General features: G+C 69.1%; 23 protein-coding genes. 15 read left to right on the forward strand and 8 right to left on the reverse strand.

The genetic code is table 11. From position 1 onward, the window contains the following. The first annotated feature begins 35 nt into the window (after nt 1-35). The 5 genes from AC3WPZ_RS14590 (at nt 36) to AC3WPZ_RS14610 (ending at nt 4,047) form a co-directional block, all read left to right on the forward strand. Nucleotides 36-866, forward strand: a complete 831-nt coding sequence (locus AC3WPZ_RS14590; protein ID WP_382322056.1) for a Rossmann-fold NAD(P)-binding domain-containing protein — start codon at nt 36-38, stop codon at nt 864-866. 97 nt (nt 867-963) lie between these two features. Then, nucleotides 964-1,647 carry a glycosyltransferase family 2 protein gene (locus AC3WPZ_RS14595; protein ID WP_382322055.1) on the forward strand — a complete coding sequence of 228 codons (684 nt, stop codon included), beginning with the start codon at nt 964-966 and terminating at the stop codon, nt 1,645-1,647. After that, the gene (locus tag AC3WPZ_RS14600; protein WP_444687520.1) at nt 1,644-2,687 is read left to right on the forward strand and encodes an acyl-CoA dehydrogenase family protein; all 1,044 of its coding nucleotides are present in this window, start codon (nt 1,644-1,646) and stop codon (nt 2,685-2,687) included. Before AC3WPZ_RS14595 ends, AC3WPZ_RS14600 begins: the two co-directional genes overlap by 4 nt. Next, entirely contained in the window at nt 2,675-3,436 is a 762-nt protein-coding gene (locus AC3WPZ_RS14605) for a PIG-L deacetylase family protein (RefSeq protein ID WP_444687519.1), read from the forward strand. The genes AC3WPZ_RS14600 and AC3WPZ_RS14605 overlap by 13 nt, the downstream gene beginning before the upstream one ends. Before the next feature lie 2 nt (nt 3,437-3,438). Then, nucleotides 3,439-4,047 carry an SAM-dependent methyltransferase gene (locus tag AC3WPZ_RS14610; protein WP_492440244.1) on the forward strand — a complete coding sequence of 203 codons (609 nt, stop codon included), beginning with the start codon at nt 3,439-3,441 and terminating at the stop codon, nt 4,045-4,047. An 18-nt stretch (nt 4,048-4,065) separates the two neighbouring features. Here AC3WPZ_RS14610 and AC3WPZ_RS14615 read toward each other — a convergent pair whose 3' ends face one another. Continuing rightward, entirely contained in the window at nt 4,066-4,620 is a 555-nt protein-coding gene (locus tag AC3WPZ_RS14615) for a ferritin-like domain-containing protein (RefSeq protein WP_382322050.1), read from the reverse strand. A 178-nt stretch (nt 4,621-4,798) separates the two neighbouring features. Between AC3WPZ_RS14615 and AC3WPZ_RS14620 the strand changes: the two genes are divergently transcribed. Then, a complete protein-coding gene (locus AC3WPZ_RS14620) occupies nt 4,799-5,086 on the forward strand; it encodes a histidine kinase (protein ID WP_444687517.1) in 288 nt (95 codons plus the stop codon). Between the two features lie 105 nt (nt 5,087-5,191). Here the strand turns inward: AC3WPZ_RS14620 and AC3WPZ_RS14625 are convergent, their stop codons facing one another. Both AC3WPZ_RS14625 and AC3WPZ_RS14630 read right to left on the reverse strand, forming a co-directional pair. Next, nucleotides 5,192-6,118: a response regulator gene (locus AC3WPZ_RS14625; protein ID WP_444692227.1), complete on the reverse strand. Its 927-nt coding sequence runs from the start codon at nt 6,116-6,118 to the stop codon at nt 5,192-5,194. Next, complete coding sequence (locus AC3WPZ_RS14630; RefSeq protein WP_444687515.1) at nt 6,102-9,527, reverse strand: hybrid sensor histidine kinase/response regulator; 3,426 nt, start codon at nt 9,525-9,527, stop codon at nt 6,102-6,104. Before AC3WPZ_RS14630 ends, AC3WPZ_RS14625 begins: the two co-directional genes overlap by 17 nt. Before the next feature lie 148 nt (nt 9,528-9,675). Between AC3WPZ_RS14630 and urtA the strand changes: the two genes are divergently transcribed. From urtA to AC3WPZ_RS14670, 8 genes are all read left to right on the forward strand, one after another. Beyond that, entirely contained in the window at nt 9,676-10,953 is a 1,278-nt protein-coding gene (gene urtA / locus AC3WPZ_RS14635; RefSeq protein ID WP_444687514.1) for an urea ABC transporter substrate-binding protein, read from the forward strand. A gap of 67 nt (nt 10,954-11,020) precedes the next feature. Continuing rightward, on the forward strand, nt 11,021-11,935 hold the full coding sequence (gene urtB, locus AC3WPZ_RS14640; RefSeq protein WP_382153929.1) for an urea ABC transporter permease subunit UrtB: 915 nt from the start codon (nt 11,021-11,023) through the stop codon (nt 11,933-11,935). Between the two features lie 24 nt (nt 11,936-11,959). Continuing rightward, a complete protein-coding gene (urtC, locus tag AC3WPZ_RS14645) occupies nt 11,960-13,159 on the forward strand; it encodes an urea ABC transporter permease subunit UrtC (protein WP_492435430.1) in 1,200 nt (399 codons plus the stop codon). Nucleotides 13,160-13,175: 16 nt separating this feature from the next. Further along, on the forward strand, nt 13,176-13,919 hold the full coding sequence (gene urtD / locus AC3WPZ_RS14650) for an urea ABC transporter ATP-binding protein UrtD (RefSeq protein WP_444687511.1): 744 nt from the start codon (nt 13,176-13,178) through the stop codon (nt 13,917-13,919). Nucleotides 13,920-13,932: 13 nt separating this feature from the next. Further along, a complete protein-coding gene (gene urtE, locus AC3WPZ_RS14655) occupies nt 13,933-14,622 on the forward strand; it encodes an urea ABC transporter ATP-binding subunit UrtE (protein WP_382153938.1) in 690 nt (229 codons plus the stop codon). Between the two features lie 42 nt (nt 14,623-14,664). After that, on the forward strand, nt 14,665-15,891 hold the full coding sequence (fmdA, locus tag AC3WPZ_RS14660) for a formamidase (RefSeq protein WP_382322038.1): 1,227 nt from the start codon (nt 14,665-14,667) through the stop codon (nt 15,889-15,891). Between the two features lie 10 nt (nt 15,892-15,901). Next, nucleotides 15,902-16,243 (forward strand): FmdB family zinc ribbon protein, encoded by a 342-nt coding sequence (locus AC3WPZ_RS14665; RefSeq protein WP_444687509.1) that lies wholly within the window; start codon nt 15,902-15,904, stop codon nt 16,241-16,243. A gap of 428 nt (nt 16,244-16,671) precedes the next feature. Beyond that, a complete protein-coding gene (locus tag AC3WPZ_RS14670; RefSeq protein WP_492440249.1) occupies nt 16,672-16,920 on the forward strand; it encodes a PsiF family protein in 249 nt (82 codons plus the stop codon). A gap of 21 nt (nt 16,921-16,941) precedes the next feature. Here the strand turns inward: AC3WPZ_RS14670 and AC3WPZ_RS14675 are convergent, their stop codons facing one another. After that, nucleotides 16,942-17,547, reverse strand: a complete 606-nt coding sequence (locus AC3WPZ_RS14675) for a hypothetical protein (RefSeq protein ID WP_492440251.1) — start codon at nt 17,545-17,547, stop codon at nt 16,942-16,944. A 99-nt stretch (nt 17,548-17,646) separates the two neighbouring features. Between AC3WPZ_RS14675 and AC3WPZ_RS14680 the strand changes: the two genes are divergently transcribed. Continuing rightward, nucleotides 17,647-17,871, forward strand: coding sequence for a hypothetical protein (locus AC3WPZ_RS14680; protein WP_382153949.1), 225 nt, complete (start codon nt 17,647-17,649; stop codon nt 17,869-17,871). A 28-nt stretch (nt 17,872-17,899) separates the two neighbouring features. Here the strand turns inward: AC3WPZ_RS14680 and AC3WPZ_RS14685 are convergent, their stop codons facing one another. The 4 genes from AC3WPZ_RS14685 to AC3WPZ_RS14700 all read right to left on the reverse strand — a co-directional run bounded on the left by AC3WPZ_RS14685 (nt 17,900) and on the right by AC3WPZ_RS14700 (nt 21,816). Next, the gene (locus AC3WPZ_RS14685; protein WP_492440253.1) at nt 17,900-18,217 is read right to left on the reverse strand and encodes a c-type cytochrome; all 318 of its coding nucleotides are present in this window, start codon (nt 18,215-18,217) and stop codon (nt 17,900-17,902) included. A 131-nt stretch (nt 18,218-18,348) separates the two neighbouring features. Then, the gene (locus tag AC3WPZ_RS14690; RefSeq protein ID WP_492440255.1) at nt 18,349-19,623 is read right to left on the reverse strand and encodes a PQQ-dependent sugar dehydrogenase; all 1,275 of its coding nucleotides are present in this window, start codon (nt 19,621-19,623) and stop codon (nt 18,349-18,351) included. A gap of 133 nt (nt 19,624-19,756) precedes the next feature. Then, nucleotides 19,757-20,152, reverse strand: coding sequence for a RidA family protein (locus AC3WPZ_RS14695; RefSeq protein WP_382322031.1), 396 nt, complete (start codon nt 20,150-20,152; stop codon nt 19,757-19,759). After that, the gene (locus AC3WPZ_RS14700) at nt 20,149-21,816 is read right to left on the reverse strand and encodes an AMP-binding protein (protein ID WP_492440257.1); all 1,668 of its coding nucleotides are present in this window, start codon (nt 21,814-21,816) and stop codon (nt 20,149-20,151) included. Before AC3WPZ_RS14700 ends, AC3WPZ_RS14695 begins: the two co-directional genes overlap by 4 nt. Between the last annotated feature and the right edge of the window lie 107 nt (nt 21,817-21,923).

Raw genomic sequence — 21,923 nt, forward strand, 5'->3', positions numbered from 1 at the left:
CACATTCGTCGGCACCGATCCCAAGGAGATTCGACATGACCACCCCCTCACCCACCCTGGTGCTCGGCGGCCACGGCAAGACCGGCCGCCGCGTCGCGCAGCGCCTGAGCGCGCTCGGCCGGCCCTGGCGCATGGGCTCGCGCAGCGCCACGCCCCCGTTCAGCTGGGACGACCCCGCCACCTGGGCACCGGCCCTGCAAGGCGCGGGCTCGGTCTACCTCTCGTACTTCCCCGACCTCGCCGTGCCCGGCGCGGCGGACACGGTGGGCGCGTTCGCGCGGCTGGCCGTGCAGCGCGGCGTGCGCCGGGTGGTGCTGCTGTCCGGGCGCGGGGAAGAGGGCGCGGAACGGGCCGAGCAGGCGGTGCAGGCCTCGGGCGCCGACTGGACCGTGGTGCGCGCCACCTGGTTCAACCAGAACTTCAGCGAAGGCGGTTTCCTCGACGGCGTGCTCGCCGGTGAACTGGCGCTGCCGGTGGGCGACGTGGCCGAGCCCTTCGTGGACGCCGACGACATCGCCGACGTGGCCGTGGCCGCGCTGACGCAGGACGGCCATGGGGGGCAGGTCTACGAGCTGACCGGCCCGCGCCTGCTCACGTTCGCGCAGGCGGCCGAGGAAATCGCGCGCGCCATCGGCCGGCCGGTGCGCTGCACACCGATCCCGCTGGACGCCTTCACCGACGCGATGGCGGCGCAGGGCGAGCCGCCGGAGGTGGTGGAGCTGCTGCGCTACCTGTTCAACGACGTGCTGGACGGCCGCAACGCCCACCTGGCCGACGGCGTGCAGCGCGCCCTGGGCCGGGCACCGCGCGACTTCGCGGACTTCGCGCGGGACGCGGCGGCCCAGGGCGCCTGGTCGCCGCGCTGACGCGCCGCCCGGGCCGGGCACAGCGCGGTACCGAACAGACCCGCAGGGCCGCCACCGATGTAATGGCCCATCGTGCCTTCCGGCACCGGAGCACGCCTTGTTGGCCATCATCATTCCCGCGAACAACGAAGAAGAGGCCATCGGCGTCTGCCTGCGCTCGGTGTCGGCCGCCGCCGCCTGCCCGGGACTGGCGGGCGAGCAGGTGCTGACCATCGTGGTGCTGGATGCCTGCACCGACGGCACGGCGGCCATCGCCCACGAGGCCGGCGCGGTCACCACCTCGGTCGACGTGCGCAACGTCGGCATGGCCCGCGCGGCGGGCGCGCGCCTGGCCCTGGCCCTGGGCGCGCGCTGGCTCGCCTTCACCGATGCCGACACCACCGTGGCCCCCGAATGGCTGCACGAGCAGATGGCCCTGGACAGCGACGCGGTGTGCGGCACGGTGAGCGTGACCGACTGGGGCGTCTATGGCGATCCCATGCGCCGCCACTTCGATGCCACCTACACCGACGCCGATGGACACCAGCACATCCATGGCGCCAACCTGGGCGTCAGCGCCGAGGCCTACCACCGGGCGGGAGGCTTCGAGCCGCTCGCCACCCGCGAGGATGTGGCCTTCGTGCTGGCGCTGCAAGCGGTGGGCGCGCGCATCGCGTGGTCGGCCGCGCCGCGCGTCGTGACCAGCGCGCGCAAGCTGTTCCGCGCGCCCGGCGGATTCGGTTCGACCCTGCTTGCCCTGGCCCAGGGTCGCCTGCCGATGTCCTCAGAGCGTGGGGCATGAGCCCTCCCGGCGCCCGCGCATGCCTGCGCGCGCGACTGAGCGGCGCGCTGGCCCGGCTGGACCCCGACGCCGGCCCGGCGCAGGGGCTGGCGGAACTGGTGCACCAGGGCCTGGACGAGGTGCCTTTGCCTGCCCAGGGCCGCACCTTGATGCGGTGGCAGCTGCTGTGTGCGGTCGCCGAGCATGACCTGTCGCTGGCCAAGCTCTATGAAGGGCACCTCGATGCCCTGGCCGTGCTGGCGGAGGTCGCACCCGGGACGCCGCGGCCGGTCGGCTCCACCTGGGGCATGTGGGCCTCGGAGGCGCCGGGCGGGCGCACCCGTTTCGAGGCCTGCGCAGCGGACGAAGTGCGTTTGAACGGTCGCAAGGCCTGGTGCTCCGGTGCCGCGCGGCTGAGCCACGGTGTGCTCACCGCCTGGTCCGCCGATGGCACGAAGCCGCAACTGGTGCGCGTGGCCATGGCACAGCCGGGCGTGTGCGTGTCGGACGCCGCGTGGCAGGCGGTCGGCATGGCGGCCAGCGCCAGCGGGGACATCACGTTCCAGGACGCGGTGGGCCACCGCGTGGGCGACGCAGGCGCCTACCTGCAGCGCCCGGGTTTCTGGCAGGGCGGCGCGGGCATCGCCGCCTGCTGGCATGGCGGAGCCCTCGCGCTGGCGAACACCTTGCGCCGGGCGATTGCCGAAGCGCCTCCCGAACAGCGCAGCGCCTTCCGGATGGCCGCGTTGGGCCGGGTCGACGTGGCCTTGCAATCCACGGCCGCCTTGCTGCGCGAGGCTGCGAGGTGGATCGACGAGCACCCCGCGCGGGACGCCAGCGCGCTGGCCTTGCGCGTGCGGCTGTGCGCCGAGCGCAGCGCCACCCTGGTGCTGGACGAAGCGGGCCGCGCGCTGGGCGCCACGCCGTTCTGCCGTGACCGGCGCTTCGCGCGCATGGCGGCGGACCTGCCGGTCTACCTGCGCCAGAGCCACGCCGAACGCGACCTGGCCGCGCTGGGCGAGCGCACGGCCGCAGCGGAGGGCGCGCCATGGTCGCTGTAGAAACGCCTCGGCGGATCGAAGGCGAGGGCACCAGCGAACCCACCTGGCAACGCTGGCTGGCCGCCACGCCGTGCTCGGAGCTGTCGATGGCGCAGGCGCTCGCGCCGTCGCAGCGCCTCGTGGTGGTAGCGCCCCATCCCGACGACGAGGTGCTCGCCTGCGGTGCGCTGGTGGCCATGCATGCCGCGCGCGGGGGCGAGGTGGTGTTCGTCGCCGTGACCGACGGGGAGGCCAGCCACGCCGGGCTGTCCCCGCCGGGCCGCTGCGAGCTGGCGGCGCAGCGCCGCGCGGAGCGGCTGCGTGGCCTGGCGCGGCTGGGCATCGCGAAACCGCAGGTGCACATGCTGGCCCTGCCGGACGGCGACGTGCAGGCCCAAGGCGGCTTGCTGCGCGGCTGGTTGCTGTTCTTCCTGCGCCCTGGCGATGTGGTGGTGAGCACCTGGGAAGGGGACGGCCATCCCGATCACGACAGCACCGGCCGCGTCACCCAGGGCGCGTGCCTGCGCGTGGGCTGTCGTTTCCTCGCGGCGCCGGTGTGGATGTGGCATTGGGCCGCCCCCGCCGACGCGCGCGTGCCCTGGCACCGCCTGCGCCGCCTGGCCCTGAGCACCGACGCCTGCGCGCGCAAGCAGGCGGCGCTGGCGGCCCACGTCACGCAGCTCACGCCGCGCAGCGCCAGCGTGGGCGCGGTGCTGGGCCCCCACCTGCTGGCGCGGGCGGCGTGGCGCCACGAATACTTCTTCGTCTGACCATGCCCAACGTCCCGAGCCCGTGGCACTTCGACGAGCTGTTCCGGCAGAACGACGACCCCTGGGGTTTCCGATCGCGCTGGTACGAGGCGCGCAAGCGCGCGCTGACGGTGGCCTGCCTGCCCACGCGGCGCTACACCAGCGGGTACGAGCCGGGGTGCGCCAACGGTGAACTCTCGGCGCAACTGGCCGAACGCTGCGATCGCTTGCGGGTGTCGGATGTGTCGGCCCGTGCGGTGGAGCTCGCCCGCGCCCGGCTGGCCGCGTTTCCCCACGTCGAGGTGGTGCGGGCGCACCTGCCGGCCGATTGGCCCGTGGGCCGGTTCGACCTGATCGCCATCAGCGAACTGGGCTACTTCGTGGACGTGGCCTCGCTCGATGCCATCGCCGGGCAGGCGCGCGAATCCCTGCTGCCCGGCGGCACGGTGCTGGCGTGCCACTGGCGCCGCCCCATCGATGGCTGCGCGCTGGACGGCGAGGCCGTGCACGAGCGGCTGGCGCGGGGCCTAGGGCTGCCCACGCTGTGCGAAGTGCGCGAGGCGGACTTCGTGCTGCACGTGTGGAGCAGCGACCCGCGCTCGGTCGCCGAGCGCGAAGGCTTCGACTGGTAGCGCCGGCCTCGTGGTGGATCAGAGGGCGCGGGGCTTGTCCGGCACCTGCGTCAGCAGATCGGCCAGTTCGTCCGCGTGTTCCTCTTCCACCTCGAGGATGGACTCGAACAGCCGGCGGGTGGTGGGGTCGTCCGCACCGACGAACTCGATCGCGTGGCGGTAGCTGTCGATGGCGATGCGCTCGGCCACCAGGTTCTCCCGGATCATGTCGCCCAGCGTGGCGCCTTCGACGTACTCGGCGTGGCTGCGCTTCGTCAGGGTGTCGGGCGAGAAGTCGGGCTCGCCGCCGAGCTGCACGATGCGCTCGGCCAGCTGGTCGGCATGGCCCTGTTCCTCGTTCGAATGGACCAGGAACTCGGCCGCGGTGGCTTGCGAGTGGATGCCGCTGGCCATGAAGTGGTGGCGCCGGTAGCGCAGCACGCACACCAGTTCGGTGGCCAGTGCCTCGTTGAGCAGGTCGATGACTTCCTGGCGGTTGGCGCTGTAGCCGGCGGTCACGGCGCCCTCTTCGATGTGCTGGCGCGCGGACTGGCGCAGTTCGGTGATGTCGAGGGGTTTCAGGGGCTGGTTCATGGTGTTCTCGGGTGGGGCGGAAGGGGTTTTCTGCAGGCGGCATCTGGGCCGCCTCCAGCATGGATCGCCGGCCCGGCCGCGTCGGTGCTTTGGCGCACAGACCTGGCGTCTCGACCGCGTGTGCCTGCGGACGGTCTCCGTTCTGCGCCGTTGCGTGCTGCGTCGGGCTACCCGGCGCATGTCCAAGCTCATCAACGATGTGCTGGACTTCACCCGAGGGCGGCTGGGGTCCGGCATGGGCATCCACATCGAACCCGTGGCCCACATCGAGTCCGCGCTTCGGGACGTGGTGGCGGAATTGCGGGATGCGCACCCGGCGTCCACCGTCGTCGAGCGGTACCACCTGTCCGGGTCCGTGGCGTGCGATGTCGGGCGTGTCCAGCAACTGCTGTCGAATCTGTTAGCAACGCGATCGTGCACGGCGGTGAGCCGTCGTCCGTCGAGGTCGCTGCAAACCTGGACCTGAACTGGTTCGAGATTTCGGAGCTCGTCGAAAGAGGCGGGCACCTGTTTCACGGCCAGGCTTCCAGCGATGCGGGAGGTCACGGCGATCGCGTGACCCTGGCAAGGCTCAATCCTGCGGCAGCAGCTTGCCCGCGATCGCCGCCGCCGCCGAGCGCGTCTCCACGCCGAGCTTCTCGAACACGTGCTCCAGGTGCTTGTTCACCGTGCGGTGGCTCATGCCCAGGATGTCGGCGATGTCGCGGTTGGTCTTGCCCTTGGCCAGCCACGACAGCACCTCGGTCTCGCGCGGCGTGAGCGCGATGTCGCGCAGGCGCTGCGCGGCGTCGCTGTCGGGCGGCGTGAGCGTGAGCAGCAGCATGGCTTCGCCCAGGTTGCCCTGGCCCATGTGGCGCGCCAGCAGGCGGCCGTGGCGGCCGAGGTCGCGCAGCGTCTCGCGCTGGTTCAGCGAGGCGCCCAGCCATTCGCGCGCGCGCTGGCCGGCGGCGGCGTCCTGGCCGAAGGCCAGCGCCAGCCAGGCCGTGGCCTGCGGTGAGCGCCAGGCCAGGCGGCCCTGCGTGTCCAGCACCACCGTGCCCATGCCGGCCACGTCCACCGCTTCCTGCGCCAGGCGGGTCACGCGCGCGTTGCGCACGTGGGTGGCCAGGCGCGCCATCACCTCGGGAATGCGCAGCGGCTTGACCACGTAGTCCACCCCGCCGCTGGCGAAGCCGCGCAGGATCTGCTCGCTTTCGGACAGGCCGGTCATGAAGACGATGGGCACGTGCGCCCAGGCCGGCGTGGCCTTGAGCCGTTCGCACAGCGTGAAACCGTCCATGCCGGGCATCACCGCGTCGAGCAGCACGCCGTCGGGCACGGCGACCTCGAAGCGCTCCAGGGCTTCGTCGGCGTCGCGCGCGGCGAGCACGACGTAGCCCTCGGCGACCAGCGCGTCGCCCAGCATGCGAAGGGTGTCCACGGCGTCGTCCACCACCAGGATCACGGGGGGCGTGACCGACGGCGGCACGGGGGCCATGGGGTCAGGTGTCGATGTCATCTTCCGTCAGCTCCGCGGTGTCTCTGAGGTACTCGATCAGGGTCTGGAAATCGAAGCGGTCCGCGCAGGACTGCAGCAGCGCCAGCGTGGCGGCGTGCGCGGGTTCGGCGGTCTGCGCCTGCCACAGTCGCTGGCGCAGCGCGGCGGCCTGCCCCTGGCGGGCCAGGCGCTGCAGCTCCTCGCGCAGGTCTTCGGGCAGCGGCAGGCCGGTGACGCGGTGGCGCACGAAGCTCACCGGCGGGGTGGCCGGCGCCTGCTCGGTCACCCACTCCAGCGCCAGCGCGTGCTTCAGCGCGTCGAGCAGTTCCGACTCCATCATGGGCTTGGCGACGAAGCCCTGGCAGTCCAGCGCGGTCAGCTGCTCGGGCCGGTTGTCGAACAGGTTGGCCGAGACGAACACGATGGGCAGGCGGGAGGCGGGCAGCAGCTGGCGCACGGCGGCGGCGGTCTGCCAGCCATCGAGGCCGTCCATGGTGAGGTCCAGCAGCAGGCCGTGGGGCGCGTGCTGTTCGATGATCTCCAGGCATTCCTGGCCGCTGGCGGCCTCGCGCACCACGAAGCCCAGTGGCACCAGGATGCTGGCGAGCAGCTGGCGGTGCAGCGGCTGGTCGTCCACCACCAGCAGGGTGCGGCGCTCGCCGAGGTAGCCGGTGACCGCGCGCAGCGTGGAGGGGATGGGCAGCGGGTGTTTCGGGTCCGAGGGGATGGGCGGCAGGTACAGGCGCAGCGAGAAGGTGCTGCCGTGGCCCGGGCGGCTTTTGAGCAGCAGCTCGCCGCCCATCATGTCGGTGAGCAGGTGCGTGATGGTCAGGCCCAGGCCGGTGCCGGTGTCCGCCGCGCGCCGCCCGGCGCTGCCGCGCTCGAAGGGCAGGAAGATGCGCTTCTGGTCCTGCGCGGCGATGCCGATGCCGGTGTCGATCACGTCGATGCGCGCCACCTGCTGGCGAAAGTCCAGCCGCAGCGTGACCTCGCCCTGGTCGGTGAAGCGCACCGCGTTGCTCAGCAGGTTGATCAGGATCTGGCGCAGGCGCTTGGCGTCGGCCCGCACCCAGGCCGGCAGCTCGCCTTCCTGCTGCACCACGAAGCGCAGGCCCTTGGCCTCGGCCTGCGGGCGCACCATGCGCTCCACGTCTTCCAGCAGCTGGCCCAGCGGCAGCGGCACCGGGTCGAGCTTGAGGCGGCCGGCCTCGATGCGCGCGAGGTCCAGCGAACCGTCGATCAGCGCGTGCATGTGCTGGCCGCTGCGCTGCATGGTGGCGATGGTCTCGCGCACCCAGACCGAGATCTCGTTGTTCTTCAGCAGGATCTGCGCATAGCCCAGGATGCTGGTGAGCGGCGTGCGCAGCTCGTGCGTCATGCCGGCCACGTAGCGCGTCTTGGCCTGGCTGGCGGTCTCGGCGCGGTCGCGCGCGGACTGCAGCTCGGCATCGGTGCGCTGGTGGGCGTCGATCTCCCGCATCAGCAGCTGCGTCTGTCGCTCGGACTCGTCCTGCGCCATGCGCCGGCTGTCGGTGGTCAGCACCACCCACCACGAACACACCGCCGCCAGCAGCACCAGGAAGGCGTAGATCTTGAGCAAGGGCGATTGCAGGGCCTCGGCCGGCGCGTGCAGGCTCTCCTGCAGGTAGACCATGCCGATCAGGAAGGCCATGACCGCGCTCAGCGACAACCAGACCGCGAGGAACTGGCCGGCGCGGAAGTTGACCCGCACCATCGCGCCCTGCGGCAGCACGGCGGCGAGCGCGGCGCGCACCTGATCGATGGCGCGCGAGTTGGTCTTGCAGCGGTCGTGGCAGCGCGACTCGAGCGAGCAGCACAGCGAGCAGATGGGCGCCTGGTAGGCCGGGCAGCTGGCCATGTCTTCCGACTCGAACTGGTTCTCGCACACCGAGCAGCGCACCGCCTCGCCGGGCGCCCAGCCGCCCGAGGGCGTGCGCGCCAGGTAGTACCTGCCCTGGGTGGCCCAGGCGATCAGGGGCGAGAGCAGCAGCGCCAGGCCGAGCGCGATGAAGGGCGAGAAGGCCGCCGCGACTTCGCCCATCACGCCCGCGTAGGCCAGGCTGGCCACCAGCGCCGCGATGATCATGGAACCCATGCCCACCGGGTTGAAGTCGTACAGGTAGGCGCGCCGAAACTCGATGCCCTTGGGGCTCAGGCCCAAGGGCTTGTTGATGATGAGGTCGGCCACCAGCGCGCCGACCCAGGCGATCGCCACGTTGCTGTAGACGCCCAGCACCTTCTCGATGCCGGCGAACACGCCCAGCAGCATCAGCAGCGTGGCGATGCAGACGTTGAACACCAGCCAGACCACGCGGCCGGGGTGGCTGTGCGTGACGCGCGCGAAGAAGTTGGACCAGGCCAGCGAGCCGGCGTAGGCGTTCGTCACGTTGATCTTGACCTGCGCCAGGATCACGAACACCACCGTCATCGCCACCGCCAGCCCGGGGTGGCCCACGGCCTCGGTGAAGCCGGCCAGGAACATCTGCGTGGGCTCGGTGGTGCGCTCGGGGTTCACCTCGAACTGCATGGCGGCGAACGCGAGGAAGGCGCCGCCCACCATCTTGAGCATGCCCATGACGATCCAGCCCGGGCCCGGGATCAGCACCGCGGCCCACCAGCGCCAGCGGTTCTCGCGCTTGCGCTCGGGCATGAAGCGCAGGAAATCCACCTGCTCGCCGATCTGCACCACCAGCGAGAAGATGACGGCCGCCGCCGCGCCGAACATCAGCGGGTGGAACTCGCTGCTGCCCGAGCGGATGCCGGTGAGGCTGGTGAAGTCGCGGTACAGCTGGGGTTGCGAGAGCCCGATCCACACGAAGGGCAGCACCAGCAGGAACAGGTAGAGCGGCTGCGTCCAGGCCTGCAGCTTGGAGATGAGGGTGATGCCCCGGATGACCAGCGGAATGATCACCACCGCCGAGATCAGGTAACACCAGGCCAGCGGCCAGTCGGTCGCCATCTGCAGGGCCAGCGCCATGATCACCGCCTCGATGGCGAAGAAGATGAAGGTGAACACCGCGTAGATCAGCGAGGTGATGGTCGAGCCCAGGTAGCCGAAGCCGGCGCCCCGGGTGAGCAGGTCCATGTCCAGCCCGTAGCGCGCGGCGCAGTAGGCGATGGGCAGGCTGGTGAAGAAGATCACCAGCCCCACCACCAGGATGGCCCACATGGCGTTGGCGAAGCCGTAGTTCACCGCGATCGCGCCGCCGATGGCCTCCAGCGCCAGGAAGGACAGCGAGCCGAAGGCGGTGTTCGCCACCCGCCACTCGCTCCATTTGCGGAAGCTGCGCGGCGTGTAGCGCAGGGCGTAGTCCTCCATGGTCTCGTCGGCCACCCACGAGTTGTATTCCCGGCGGAACCGGAAGATTTTCTGCGTGGCGACGGGGTGGGCGGGCTCGGGCGAGGGCATGCCCGGGACGCTAGCAAGAACCGGCCCTACCCACCAGACGGGGCCTCTACGTTATTTGACGTATGGGCCGGATCAAGGGCTTTCCCTAGTCTTCACCCCAGTCGGCACACCGCCGGTTCCACCGCCCCAAACGTCCCAGGAGTCCTCCATGAAGCACCCTTCCGATCCGAATGCCCAGCCGTCCGAATGTCTCGAAACCCCGGAAGCCAGCCGCCGCCGCGTGCTGCAGATGCTGGGCGTCGCCGGCCTGGCCGGCCTGCCGGCCTGGAGCTTCGGCCAGCCCACGGCCTCGGTGAACACCACCAAGCTGGCCGTGACCGACACCGAAGTCACCGTGGGCCAGCTGCATTCGTCCACCGGCACCATGGCGATCTCGGAAACGGGCTCCATCCAGGCCGAGCAGCTCGCCATCGACGAGATCAACGCCATGGGCGGCATCCTGGGCCGCAAGATCAAGGTGATCAAGGAAGACGGCGCCTCCGACTGGCCGACCTTCGCCGAAAAGTCCAAGAAGCTGCTGATCAACGACCGCTGCGCCGCCGTGTTCGGCTGCTGGACCTCGGCCTCGCGCAAGGCCGTGCTGCCGGTGTTCGAGAAGGAAAACGGCCTGCTGTACTACCCCACCTTCTACGAAGGCCTGGAGCAGTCCAAGAACGTGATCTACACCGGCCAGGAAGCCACGCAGCAGATCCTCTACAGCCTGGACTGGGCGCAGAAGGAGAAGAAGGCCAAGACCTTCTTCCTGATCGGCTCCGACTACATCTGGCCGCGCACCTCGATGAAGATCGCGCGCAAGCACATCGAGAACTTCCAGAAGGGCAAGGTCGTCGGCGAGGAGTACTACCCGCTGGGCAGCACCAACTTCGGCTCGCTGATGAACAAGATCAAGCTGCAGAAGCCCGACTGCATCTTCTGCGCGGTGGTGGGTGGCTCCAACGTGGCCTTCTACAAGGCGCTCAAGGCCGCCGGCATCACCGGCGACAAGCAGCTGCTGGTCACGCTCTCGGTGACCGAGGACGAAATGACCGGCGTGGGCGGCGAGAACTTCGCCGGCTTCTACTCGTCGATGAAGTACTTCCAGACGCTGGACAACGCGAACAACAAGAAGTTCGTGGCCGCCTTCAAGGCCAAGTACGGCAAGGACGCGGTGATCGGCGACGTGACCCAGGCAGGTTACCTCGGCCCCTGGCTGTGGAAGGCCGCGGTCGAGAAGGCCAAGAGCTTCGACGTGGACAAGGTGGTGGCCGCCTCGCGCACCGGCATCGAGCTCACCACGGCACCCGAGGGCTACGTGAAGCTCGACCCGAACCACCACCTGTGGAGCAAGTCGCGCATCGCCATGGGCATGCCGGACGCGACCTTCAAGGTGGTGGCGGAGTCACCCGAGCTGATCAAACCCGATCCGTTCCCCAAAGGCTACCAGTGAGCTGACCCACCCTGCCGCGGCGCACCCACGCCGCGGCCGCCTCCCTTCTTGCCCTGGAGTCTTCAACATGAGTTTCAACGACCTGCTCAACATCGGCCTGATGCAGGGCTTCGCCGGCCTGAGCCTGTTCGCGGTGCTGCTGCTCATGGGCCTGGGCCTGGCCATCATCTTCGGGCAGATGGGCGTGATCAACATGGCGCATGGCGAGTTCATGACCATCGGCGCCTACACCGTCTTCCTGGGCTCGACGCTGGCCAATGCGATCAGCCCCGGCGCGGTGGCGGCGTACTTTCCGTTCGCCATCGTGGCCGCCTTCTTCTTCGCCTTCATCGCGGGCTGGCTGGTGGAGTGGGCGCTGATCCGCCACCTGTACAAGCGCCCGCTGGACACGCTGCTGGCCACCTGGGGCATCAGCCTGGCGCTGCAGCAGTGCTTCCGCACCTTCATCGGCCCCAAGGAAGTGAGCCCCACGCTGCCCGACTGGCTGCTGGGTTCCTGGGCGCCGGCCGAGGGGCTGGACATCCCCATCAACGGCATGTTCGTGCTGGCCCTGGCCATCGTGGTCACCGCCGGCGTGCTGATCGCGCTGCACAAGAGCCGCTGGGGCCTGCGGGTGCGCGCCACGGTGAGCAACCGCGTGATGGCCAACGCCATCGGCATCGACACCAGGAAGACCGACCGACTGACCTTCGCCATCGGCTGCGGCATCGCCGGCGTGGCCGGCGCGGCCTTCACCACCATCGGCTCCACCGGCCCGACCTCGGGCTCGCTCTACATCGTCGACGCCTTCCTGGTCGTCACTTTCGGCGGCGCGGCCAGCCTGCTGGGCACCGTGGTCTCGGCCTTCGGCATCGCCCAGACGCAGTCGATCACCGAGTTCTTCATGGCCGGCTCCATGGCCAAGATGCTCACGCTGTCGCTGATCGTCGTGATCCTGATGCTGCGGCCTCAGGGTCTGTTCGCATCCAAGGTGCGTCGTTGATTTCTTTGTCTCCCGGAGTCCGTCATGAACGCCCTGAAAGCCTGGATCACCCGCTACCAGCTCGCCAGCCTGGTCCTGCTCACCGTGCTGCTCGCGGTGGTGCTGCCGCTCAGCCTCGACATCTTCCGCCTCAACCTGGTCGGCAAGTACCTCACCTACGCCTTCGTGGCCATCGGCCTGGTGATGTTGTGGGGCTATGGTGGCGTGCTCAGCCTGGGGCAGGGCGTGTTCTTCGGCCTCGGCGGCTACGCCATGGCGATGTTCCTCAAGCTGGAGGCCTCCGACCCTGAAGCGACGAAGATCCAGTCCACCCCCGGCATCCCGGACTTCATGGACTGGAACCAGCTCACCGAGCTGCCCTCGTTCTGGGTGCCGTTCAAGAGCTTTCCGTTCGCGCTGGCCGCCGTCATCGTGGTGCCCACGCTGCTGGCCTGGCTCGTCAGCTTCGCCATGTTCAAGCGGCGCGTGGGCGGGGTGTACTTCGCCATCATCACGCAGGCCGTGGCGCTGATCCTCACGGTGCTCATCATCGGCCAGCAGGGCTACACCGGCGGCGTCAACGGCATGACCGACCTCAAGACCCTGCTGGGCTGGGACACGCGCACCGACAGCGCCAAATACATCCTGTACTACGTCTGCGTGGGCCTGCTGGTGCTGTCCATCGTGGTCTGCCGCTGGATCCAGACCAGCAAGCTCGGCACCCTGCTGCTGGCCATGCGCGACAAGGAAGACCGCGTGCGCTTCTCGGGCTACGACGTGGCCGACTTCCGCATCTTCGTGTTCTGCCTGGCGGCCGCGCTGTCGGGCATCGGTGGCGCGCTGTTCACGCTGCAGGTGGGCTTCATGTCGCCCAGCTTCGTGGGCATCGTGCCCTCGATCGAAATGGTGATCTACGCCGCCGTGGGCGGGCGCATGAGCCTGGTGGGAGCGGTGTACGGCGCGCTGCTGGTCAACGCCGGCAAGACCTTCTTCTCGGAAAGCTTCCCCGACCTCTGGCTGTTCCTCATGGCGGGCCTTTTCATCGGCGTGACCATGGCCTTCCCCATGGGCCTGGCCGGCTTGTGGGAAAGCAGGATCGTGCCGTGGTGGAAGTCGCGCCAGGCCGCGCTGCGCGAGGCCTCGGCCGCGCGGCCCCAGCCGCCTTCGCCGCCCCCTCATGCACCGATGGCCAAACCCAAGGCCGAGGTGAAGTTGCCCGACGGCACCCGAAGCCAAGGCGTCTGAGCCCACGGAGAACCTCATGAGCAACACCGACTTCGCCCTCTCCGTGGAAGACCTGACGGTTTCCTTCGACGGCTTCAAGGCCATCGACGCCCTCACGCTCTACGTCGACAAGAACGAGCTGCGCGTGATCATCGGCCCCAACGGCGCGGGCAAGACCACGCTGCTGGACCTGATCTGCGGCAAGACCAAGGCCAGCGCGGGCAGCATCAAGTTCAAGAACGAGGAAATCATCAAAGTGCCCGAGCACAAGCGGGTGCGCAAGGGCATCGGGCGCAAGTTCCAGACGCCGTCGATCTACGAGAACCTCTCGGTGTTCCAGAACCTGGAGGTGTCCTTTCCCTCGGGGCGTTCGGTCTGGGGGGCGCTGGCCTTCACCGCCACCGAGGAGATCCAGGCCCGCGTGAAGGCGGTGGCCGAGGACATCGGCCTGGGCGACAAGCTGGAGACCGAAGCCGGCCTGCTCTCGCACGGGCAGAAGCAGTGGCTGGAGATCGGCATGCTGCTGATGCAGGAGCCCGAGCTGCTGATGCTGGACGAACCCATCGCCGGCATGAGCGCGCGCGAGCGCGACCTGACCGCCGAGCTGCTGCAGCGCATCTGCCAGAACCGCGCCGTGATCGTGATCGAGCACGACATGGACTTCGTCAAGAAGATCGCGCACAAGGTCACCGTCATGCACCAGGGAAAGATCCTGGCCGAAGGCCCGATGGACCAGGTGCAGGCCGACCCCAAGGTCATCGACGTGTACCTCGGCCACTGAAGGAGTCACCACCATGCTGAAAGTCAAGGACCTCGTCGTCGCCTATGGCCAGAGCCAGGCGCTGCACGGCATCTCGTTCGAAGGCCGCGAGAACGAAACCGTGGCCATCATGGGCCGCAACGGCATGGGCAAGACCACGCTGTTCAAGAGCCTGATCGGCGTGCTGCCGATCAAGAGCGGCCACATCTCGGTGGCCGGCCAGGAGGTCTCGCAGTTGGAGAGCTTCCAGCGCGTGGCCAAGGGCATCGCCTACGTGCCGCAGGGCCGCATGATCTTTCCCACGCTCACGGTGGAAGAGAACATCCAGACCGGCCTGGAGAACGCCAAGGACAAGACCATCCCCGAAGAGATCTACGCGCTATTCCCGGTGCTGTGGGACATGCGCCGGCGCAAGGGCGGCAACCTCTCGGGCGGCCAGCAGCAGCAGCTGGCGATCGCGCGCGCGCTCGTCACCGACCCCAAGGTGCTGCTGCTCGACGAGCCCACCGAAGGCATCCAGCCGTCCATCATCAAGGACATCGCCAAGGCGCTCAACGAGATCCGCAAGATGCGCAAGATCACCATCGTGGTCTCCGAGCAGGTGCTCTCGTTCGCCATGGACGTGGCCGACCGCCTGTTCGTCATCGAGGGCGGCCGCCTGGTGCACGAGACCGACCGCGCCGACACCGACCAGCAGCGCATCAAGTCCTACCTCTCCGTCTGATTCCCCCCTTTCCCTTTCCCGTCCACCCCAGGAGCACAAGCCATGCCCGAGACCCTCATCAAAGTCGATCTGAACGCCCCCGCACCGTCCAACGAAATGGTGCACAACCGCTGGCACCCCGACATTCCCATGGCCTGCTGGGTCAACCCCGGTGACGACTTCGTGCTGGAAACCTACGACTGGACCGGCGGCTTCATCCAGAACAACGACAGCGCCGACGACGTGCGCGACATCGACCTCACCACGGTGCACTACCTCAGTGGCCCGGTGGGCGTGAAGGGCGCCAAGCCCGGCGATCTGCTGGTGGTCGAGCTGCTCGACATCGGCGCCAAGGACGACAGCCTGTGGGGCTTCAACGGCTTCTTCAGCAAGAAGAACGGCGGCGGCTTCCTCACCGAGCACTTCCCGCAGGCGCAGAAGTCGATCTGGGACTTCCACGGCATGTTCACCACCTCGCGCCACGTGCCGGGCGTGAAGTACGCCGGCCTGATCCACCCGGGGCTGATCGGCTGCCTGCCCGACCCCAAGATGCTGGAGACCTGGAACACGCGCGAGCAGGCGCTGATCGACTCCGACCCGGCCACCAGCGGCCTGGCCAACCCGCCCTTCGCCGGCACGGCGCACATGGGCAAGCTCACGGGCGAAGCCAAGGCCAAGGCGGCGGCCACCGGCGCGCGCACCGTGCCGCCGCGCGAACACGGCGGCAACTGCGACATCAAGGACCTCTCGCGCGGCTCCAAGGTGTTCTTCCCGGTCTACGTGGACGGCGCGGGCCTCTCGGTGGGCGACCTGCACTTCAGCCAGGGCGACGGCGAGATCACCTTCTGCGGTGCCATCGAGATGGCCGGCTGGGTGCACATGAAGGTGTCCATCATCAAGGACGGCATGGCCAAGTACGGCATCAAGAACCCGATCTTCAAGCCCAGCCCGATCACGCCGACCTACAACGACTACGTGATCTTCGAGGGCATCAGCGTGGACGAGAGCGGCAAGCAGTACTACCTGGACGTGAACGTGGCCTACCGCCAGGCCTGCCTGAACGCCATCGAGTACCTGAAGAAGTTCGGCTACTCGGGCGCGCAGGCCTACTCCATCCTGGGCACGGCGCCGGTGCAGGGCCACATCAGCGGCGTGGTGGACGTGCCCAACGCCTGCGCCACGCTGTGGCTGCCGACGCAGATCTTCGACTTCGACATCAACCCGAACGCGAGCGGCCCGATCAAGCACCTCGACGGCTCGGTGGTGATGCCGCTGTCGCCGGACCTCTGAGGCCCTCGCCATGCCGACCTACGACTACGACTGCCCGTCCTGCGGGGGCTTCGATGCGTTCCGCTCCTTGAGCGAGCGCAACGAGCCCGCCGCCTGCCCGGACTGCGGCACCGCCTCGGCGCGCGTCTTCGTGAGCGCGCCGCGGCTGGCGCTCATGGACGGGGGCACGCGCACCGCCATCGGCATCAACGAGCGCGCGCGCCACGAACCCAAGACCTCGCGCGACTACCAGCGCCTCAAGCACCCGGCGGGCTGCGGCTGTTGCAGCTCGGGCCGCAGCAAGGCGACGGTGACGGCGCCGAACGGCGCGAAGGCCTTTCCGAGCAAGCGCCCCTGGATGATTTCCCATTGAGACCCCCTTCCTTCGTGGGTCGGCGTTGTTTTTTTGCGTTGCACCGGTCATCGGCGCCCAGGGGGAGCGGCTCCGCTCATGTCCCCCGGTCTGGGCTTCGCCCAGCCCTCCTCCTTTACTTCGCTGCGCCGCTCCCCCTGGGCGCCGATGACCTCATTGGCACTCGGTCCGTTGGCGATCCAGCATCCCTTCTGGTGCATGGGCCTCAGGCGTTCTGCGCAGCGGGGTAAAGGAGGAGGCGGCACCAGCCGCCGGGGGACACCCGCGGAGCAGAGCGCCTGAGACCCACGCGCCTGCGAGGTAGTCGCTTGGAGTCGTCAGCGTGAACCTGTCACCCTAGGGTTTGTCGGGTGGTCTACCCCTGGGGGGTATTCTTGACAGCGTCACCGCCAGCGCCTTCAATGGGGCTTTCGTCCCTGGAGATGTTCATGCGCCTTGTTGTCCTGTGCTCTTTCGCCGTTGCCGCCCTGATGCCCATCGCGTCCTTTGCCGAGGGCCCCAGCTGCAACGCCGCCGCCGCCGAGAAGAAACTCGCTGGCGCGGCCAAGACCTCGTTCCTGAAGAAATGCACGCGCGACGCGGCGGCCAGTTGCGACATGGCGGCGGCCGAGAAGAAACTCGCGGGCGCCGCGAAGACCAGCTTCAACAAGAAATGCAACCGGGACGCCTTGGGCTGATGCCCCGGCCGCCGGCCGCGTTCAGAGGCTGGTGAGTTCGCCGTAGGCCCGCCGCGTGTAGGGGGAGACCGCCGCGAGCACCTGCCGGTACCCGGTCTTGTGGCTGCGCACCAGGCGCGTCGACGCGGTGCTGAACGAGCGGCAGAACCAGTGGCAGGTGTGCTGCATCAGGAACAGCTCGGCCAGGATGAGGTAGGCCTTGTCGCGCGGCGGCCGCTGGGCGTTGTTGTCGACCGCCTCGGTGATGGCGTACGCGTGGACCATGAAGGCCGCGCGCAGGTCGAACGTGGCGCGGTGACACCAGCGGTGCGCCCAGGGCAGGGCGAAGGGCAGCTTGCTCACGCGCGTGGCGGCCGCCTCGACATCGACGAAAAAGTGCACGAACCGGGTGAACTGCTTCGCGATGGAGCGCTCGGCCCCTTCCAGCACGCTCCAGATCTGTTCCCGGCGCTCGGGGTCTTGCTCCGCCAGGGCCCGCTCGTAACCTTCGGCGAGTTTTTCCAGCATGAGGTCGATCTGGTACGGGCCCAGGTGCTTGCGCAGCAGCTCGATGCGTTTTTTCTGGTCCAGTGAATTGAGAAAAGCGAGGCCGGCGAAAAAGGCCAGCACCAGGGTCAGAATTTCCATGGCCGAAACGGGGTGTTGGAGAGGCCGCCAGTGTAGAGTCCCCAAACGGCGGCGGGAATGCGAGAATGATTTCCCCGTGACGCCCGCCTTTTGCCCTCCATGCCCCACCACCTTCCCCTGATCATTGCCGCCGCTGCCGGGTGGGCCGCCTGCCTGACAGGCGTCGCCTGGGTCGTTTCCGCCTGGCTTGGCCGCGCGCTCTCCATCGCCGAGACGGTGCTGCTCGGCGGCATGTTGGGCGTGGTGGTGGCGGTGATCGTGCAGGCGCGCCTGCAGCGCCAGCGCCGCAAGCTCGACGACATGCGCGACTCCGCGCTCTGGTGACGCGCCCGCGCCCGCGGCCGCGCCGGCCTCAGGGCGCGTCCACCCGCACCTGCAAGGACGAGTACCAGAGCGCCAGGTTGTCGATCTCGGCGTCCGTCAGCGGTTTGGCGATCACCGACATCACCTCGTTCGCGCGTTTGCCGCTGCGGTAGTTCCGCAGCTGTTCCGTGAGGTAGAACAGCGGCTGGCCCGCGAGGTGGGGCACGTTGGGCTGCATCGACAGGCCCACCGGGCCGTGGCACACCGCGCAGGCGGTGGCCGCGCGGGCCTTGCCCGCCTCGAGGTCGGCGGCAGTGGCGGCAGCGCTCGCGCCGCCCACGACCATGAGCAGAAGTGCGATCCGCACCGAGTGAAACAGCCTCAGCCAGAGGCAGCGAGGGTCCGGCTCCGCCGGCCCAAGCTGCCGTCCCCCCTCGAAGCGCCGAAGGCGCGCCACGGAGGGGGGAAGCCGCGTCAGCGGCGCAGGGGGGTGTGCCATCAATTCGAGTACGTCACGCGGTAGATCGCGCCGACGTAGTCGTCCGAGATCAGCAGCGAGCCGTCCTTCATCGGCGCCACGTCCACCGGCCGGCCCTTGTAGACCCCGTTGGCGTCCAGCCAGCCTTCGGCGAAGACCTCGGACTTGCCGGCGGTGCCGTCGGCGTTGACCGGCACGTAGTTGATCAGCGCGCCCGTGGCCTTGGTGCGGTTCCAGGAACCGTGGGCCGCCACGAACATGCCGCCCCGGTACTTGGTGGGGAACATGCCGCCGTTGTAGAACGCCATGCCCAGCTGCGCCTGGTGGGCCGGGAACTCCACCTGCGGGAACACCGCGTTGGCCGGCTCCTTCATGTCCTTGAGGTCGGGCGCGGCGGCCGAGCCGGCCACCTTGAACTTGCCGTTCCAGTAGGGATAACCGAAATGCTGGCCGGCGGCGGTGGAGCGGTTGAGCTCGCCAGGCGGCACCTCGTCGCCCAGCCCGTCGGTCTGGTTGTCGGTCCACCACACCGTCTTGTCCTTGGGGTTGATGTCCATGCCCACCGAGTTGCGCACGCCGCGCGCGAACACCTCGCGGCCGGAGCCGTCGAAGGGGTTCAGGCGCACGATGCCGCCGATGCCGACCTGCTCGTACAGCGCCACCTTGCCCGCCGGCTGCACGTTGTGCGGCTGGCCGAGCGTGATGTAGAGCTTGCCGTCGTCGCTCACGCGGCACACGCGCGCGCCGTGGTTGAAGGACTCCTCTTCCTCCGGGATCAGCTTGCCCTGGCCCACCACCTCGATCACCGCCACGTCGGGCCCTTCGTAGAAGAACTCGGCGGCCGGGAAGTTGAGCACGCGGTTGTGCTCGACCACGACGAGGAAGCCGTCCTTGGTCCAGCACACGCCATTGGGCACCTTGAAGTTGAGCGAAGGCGCGAAGGGTTTGACCTCGTCGGCCGTGCCGTCGCCGTTGCGGTCGGTCACGGCCCACACGCGGGTCTTGCGCGTGCCCACGAACAGCATGTTGGTGCTGGGCGCCACCGCCATGTGGCGCGCGTCGGGCACCACCGCGTACAGCTCGATCTTGAACCCCGGGGGCAGCTTCACGGACCGCAGGTTGGCGCGGATCGCCTCGGCATTGCGACCTTCCTGGGGCACGGGCGGAATGTTCAGGTCGACGCCCGAGACCTTCATCTGCTTGAGCGTGGCGAGGTTGTCCTTGCCCGCCTGCGCCATCGCGCCTGTCGCCAACCCGCAGGCCAGCAATGCCATCCACAGTCGTGTGCTTTTCATGGGTCTCCTCCGAGGGGTGAATCCCGAAGGACCATCCTTCGGAACCGGCCATTCTGGAATCAAACCCGCGGCCGCACCCAGGAGTCCCCTGCGCCGTCGTTGTCTTGGTGCACTGCAGCGTGCGTGCCGGCGCTCAGTCCGGCACCACCGCCGTGACTTCGATCTCCACCTTGGCGCGCGCTTCCATGAGCGCGCTCACCTCCACGCAGGTCATGGCCGGGAAGTGGCGGCCCATCACCTCGCGGTAGACCTCGCCGAGTTCGCGCAGGCGCGCGTTGTACTCCACCCGGTCGATCACGTACCAGGTCATGCGCACCATGTGCTGCGGCCCGGCCTCGGCGCAGGCGAGCACGTCGCGCACGTTGAGCAGGGTCTGGCGCGTCTGGGCGATGAAGTCGTCGCTCTCGAACACCTGGGCGGCGTTCCAGCCGATCTGGCCGCCCACGTAGACGTGGGTGCCGCGCGCGGCGATGCCGTTGGCGTAGCCCTTGGGTGCTGCCCAGCCGGGCGGTTGCAGGTGTTTCATCATGTCGGTTGGCTTCGATGTTGTTGGGCTTGCTGGCGCAGCGCGAAGCGCTGCAGCTTGCCGGTTTCGGTGCGCGGGAGCTGGTTCACGAAGACCACCTCGCGCGGGTACTTGTAGGGCGCCATGTTCTGCTTCACGTGCTCCTGCAGCGCCTTGACCTGCGCCGCGTCGGCGGCTTCGCCGGGTTTGAGCACCACATAGGCCAGCACGATCTGGCCGCGCTCCTCGTCGGCCTTGCCGACCACGCCGCACTCGGCCACCGCCGGGTGCTGCAGCAGCGCGGCCTCCACCTCGGGGCCGGCCACGTTGTAGCCGGCGGTGATGATCATGTCGTCGGTGCGCGCCTGGTAGAAGAAGTAGCCGTCGGCGTCCTGGCGGAAGGCATCGCCGGGGAAGTTCCAGCCGTCGCGCACGTACTGGGTCTGGCGCGGTTCGTCGAGGTACTTGCAGCCGGTCGGGCCGATCACGGCGAGCTTGCCGACCTCGCCCAGGGGCAGCGGCCGGCCTTCGTCGTCCACCACGCGCGCCTCGTAGCCCGGCACCACCTGGCCGATGGCGCCGCGGCGCACGGCCTCGGGCGGCGAGGAGATGAAGATGTGGAACATCTCGGTGGCGCCGATGCCGTCGAGCATCTCCAACCCGCTGGCTTCCTTCCAGAGCTGGCGCGTGGCATCGGGCAGGCCCTCGCCCGCGCTCACGCTGATGCGCAGGCGGCCGATGCCGTGCTGGCGCGCGAACGCGGCCATCTGGCGGTAGAAGGTGGGCGCGGTGTAGCAGATGGTGGCGCCCACGCGGCCGATGAGCTGCACCATGGCCTCGGGCGTGTAGGGGATGGAGGGGAAGTAGACTGAGGCGCCGGCCCACATGGGGAAGACCAGCAGACCGCCCAGGCCGAAGGTGAAGGCCAGCGGCGGCGAGCCCATGACGATGTCGTCCGGCGTGGCGCGCAGCACGTGGCGCGGCCAGGTCTCGCAGGCGGCGAGCACGTCGCGGTGGGTGTGCACGGCGGCCTTGGGCGTGCCGGTGGTGCCCGAGGTGAAGGCCAGCAGCGCGATGTCGGTGGCGGCGGTGGGGCAGGGCGTGCCGTGTTCGCACTGGCGCCGCGCCAGGGCTTCAAGCGAGTGTGGCGCCTCCCCTTCGGCCGTGTTGAAGGTCAGCAGCTTCATGCCGGCCATGGCGGGATCGGCCGCGAGCGCCGCCTTGAGCTCGTCCTGCAGTTTCACGTCGCACAGCGCCACCGAGGGCTGGGCCTTGGTGAGGATGGCGCCGAGCTCCTTCGCGCGCAGCAGCGGCATGGTGGCCACCGCGATCAGGCCGGCCTGCACCGTGCCCAGCCAGGCCAGCGCCATGGCCACCGAGTTGCCGCCGCGCAGCAGCACGCGGTTGCCGGGCACCAGGCCCAGCTCCACCGTGAGCGCGTTGGCGATGCGGTTCACCTCGAGCTGCGCCTGCGCGTAGGTCAGCGTGCGCTCCTCGCTGCGGAACAGCGGGCGGTCGCCATGGCCCGCCGCGATGGCGCGCTGGAACAGCGCGTGCACGGCGTTGACCTGCGCGGGCAGTTGCAGCTCGGGCCGGTCGAAGCGCAGTTCCGGCCACTGCGCGGGCGGGGGCAGGCGGTCGTGCACGAAGTGGTCGGGCTGGGCGGACGGGATGGCAATTTTCATCATTCACTCATTCCAGTGACGTCGGCGCGAAGTGCCTTGAACCAGAAATGCCGCGGAACCGGCTTTGCCGGGCCGCAGGCATTGCCCCCTTGAGGGGGTCGCGCGAAGCG

Source organism: Hydrogenophaga sp. FW305-3-2-15-A-LB1 (assembly GCF_058787875.1).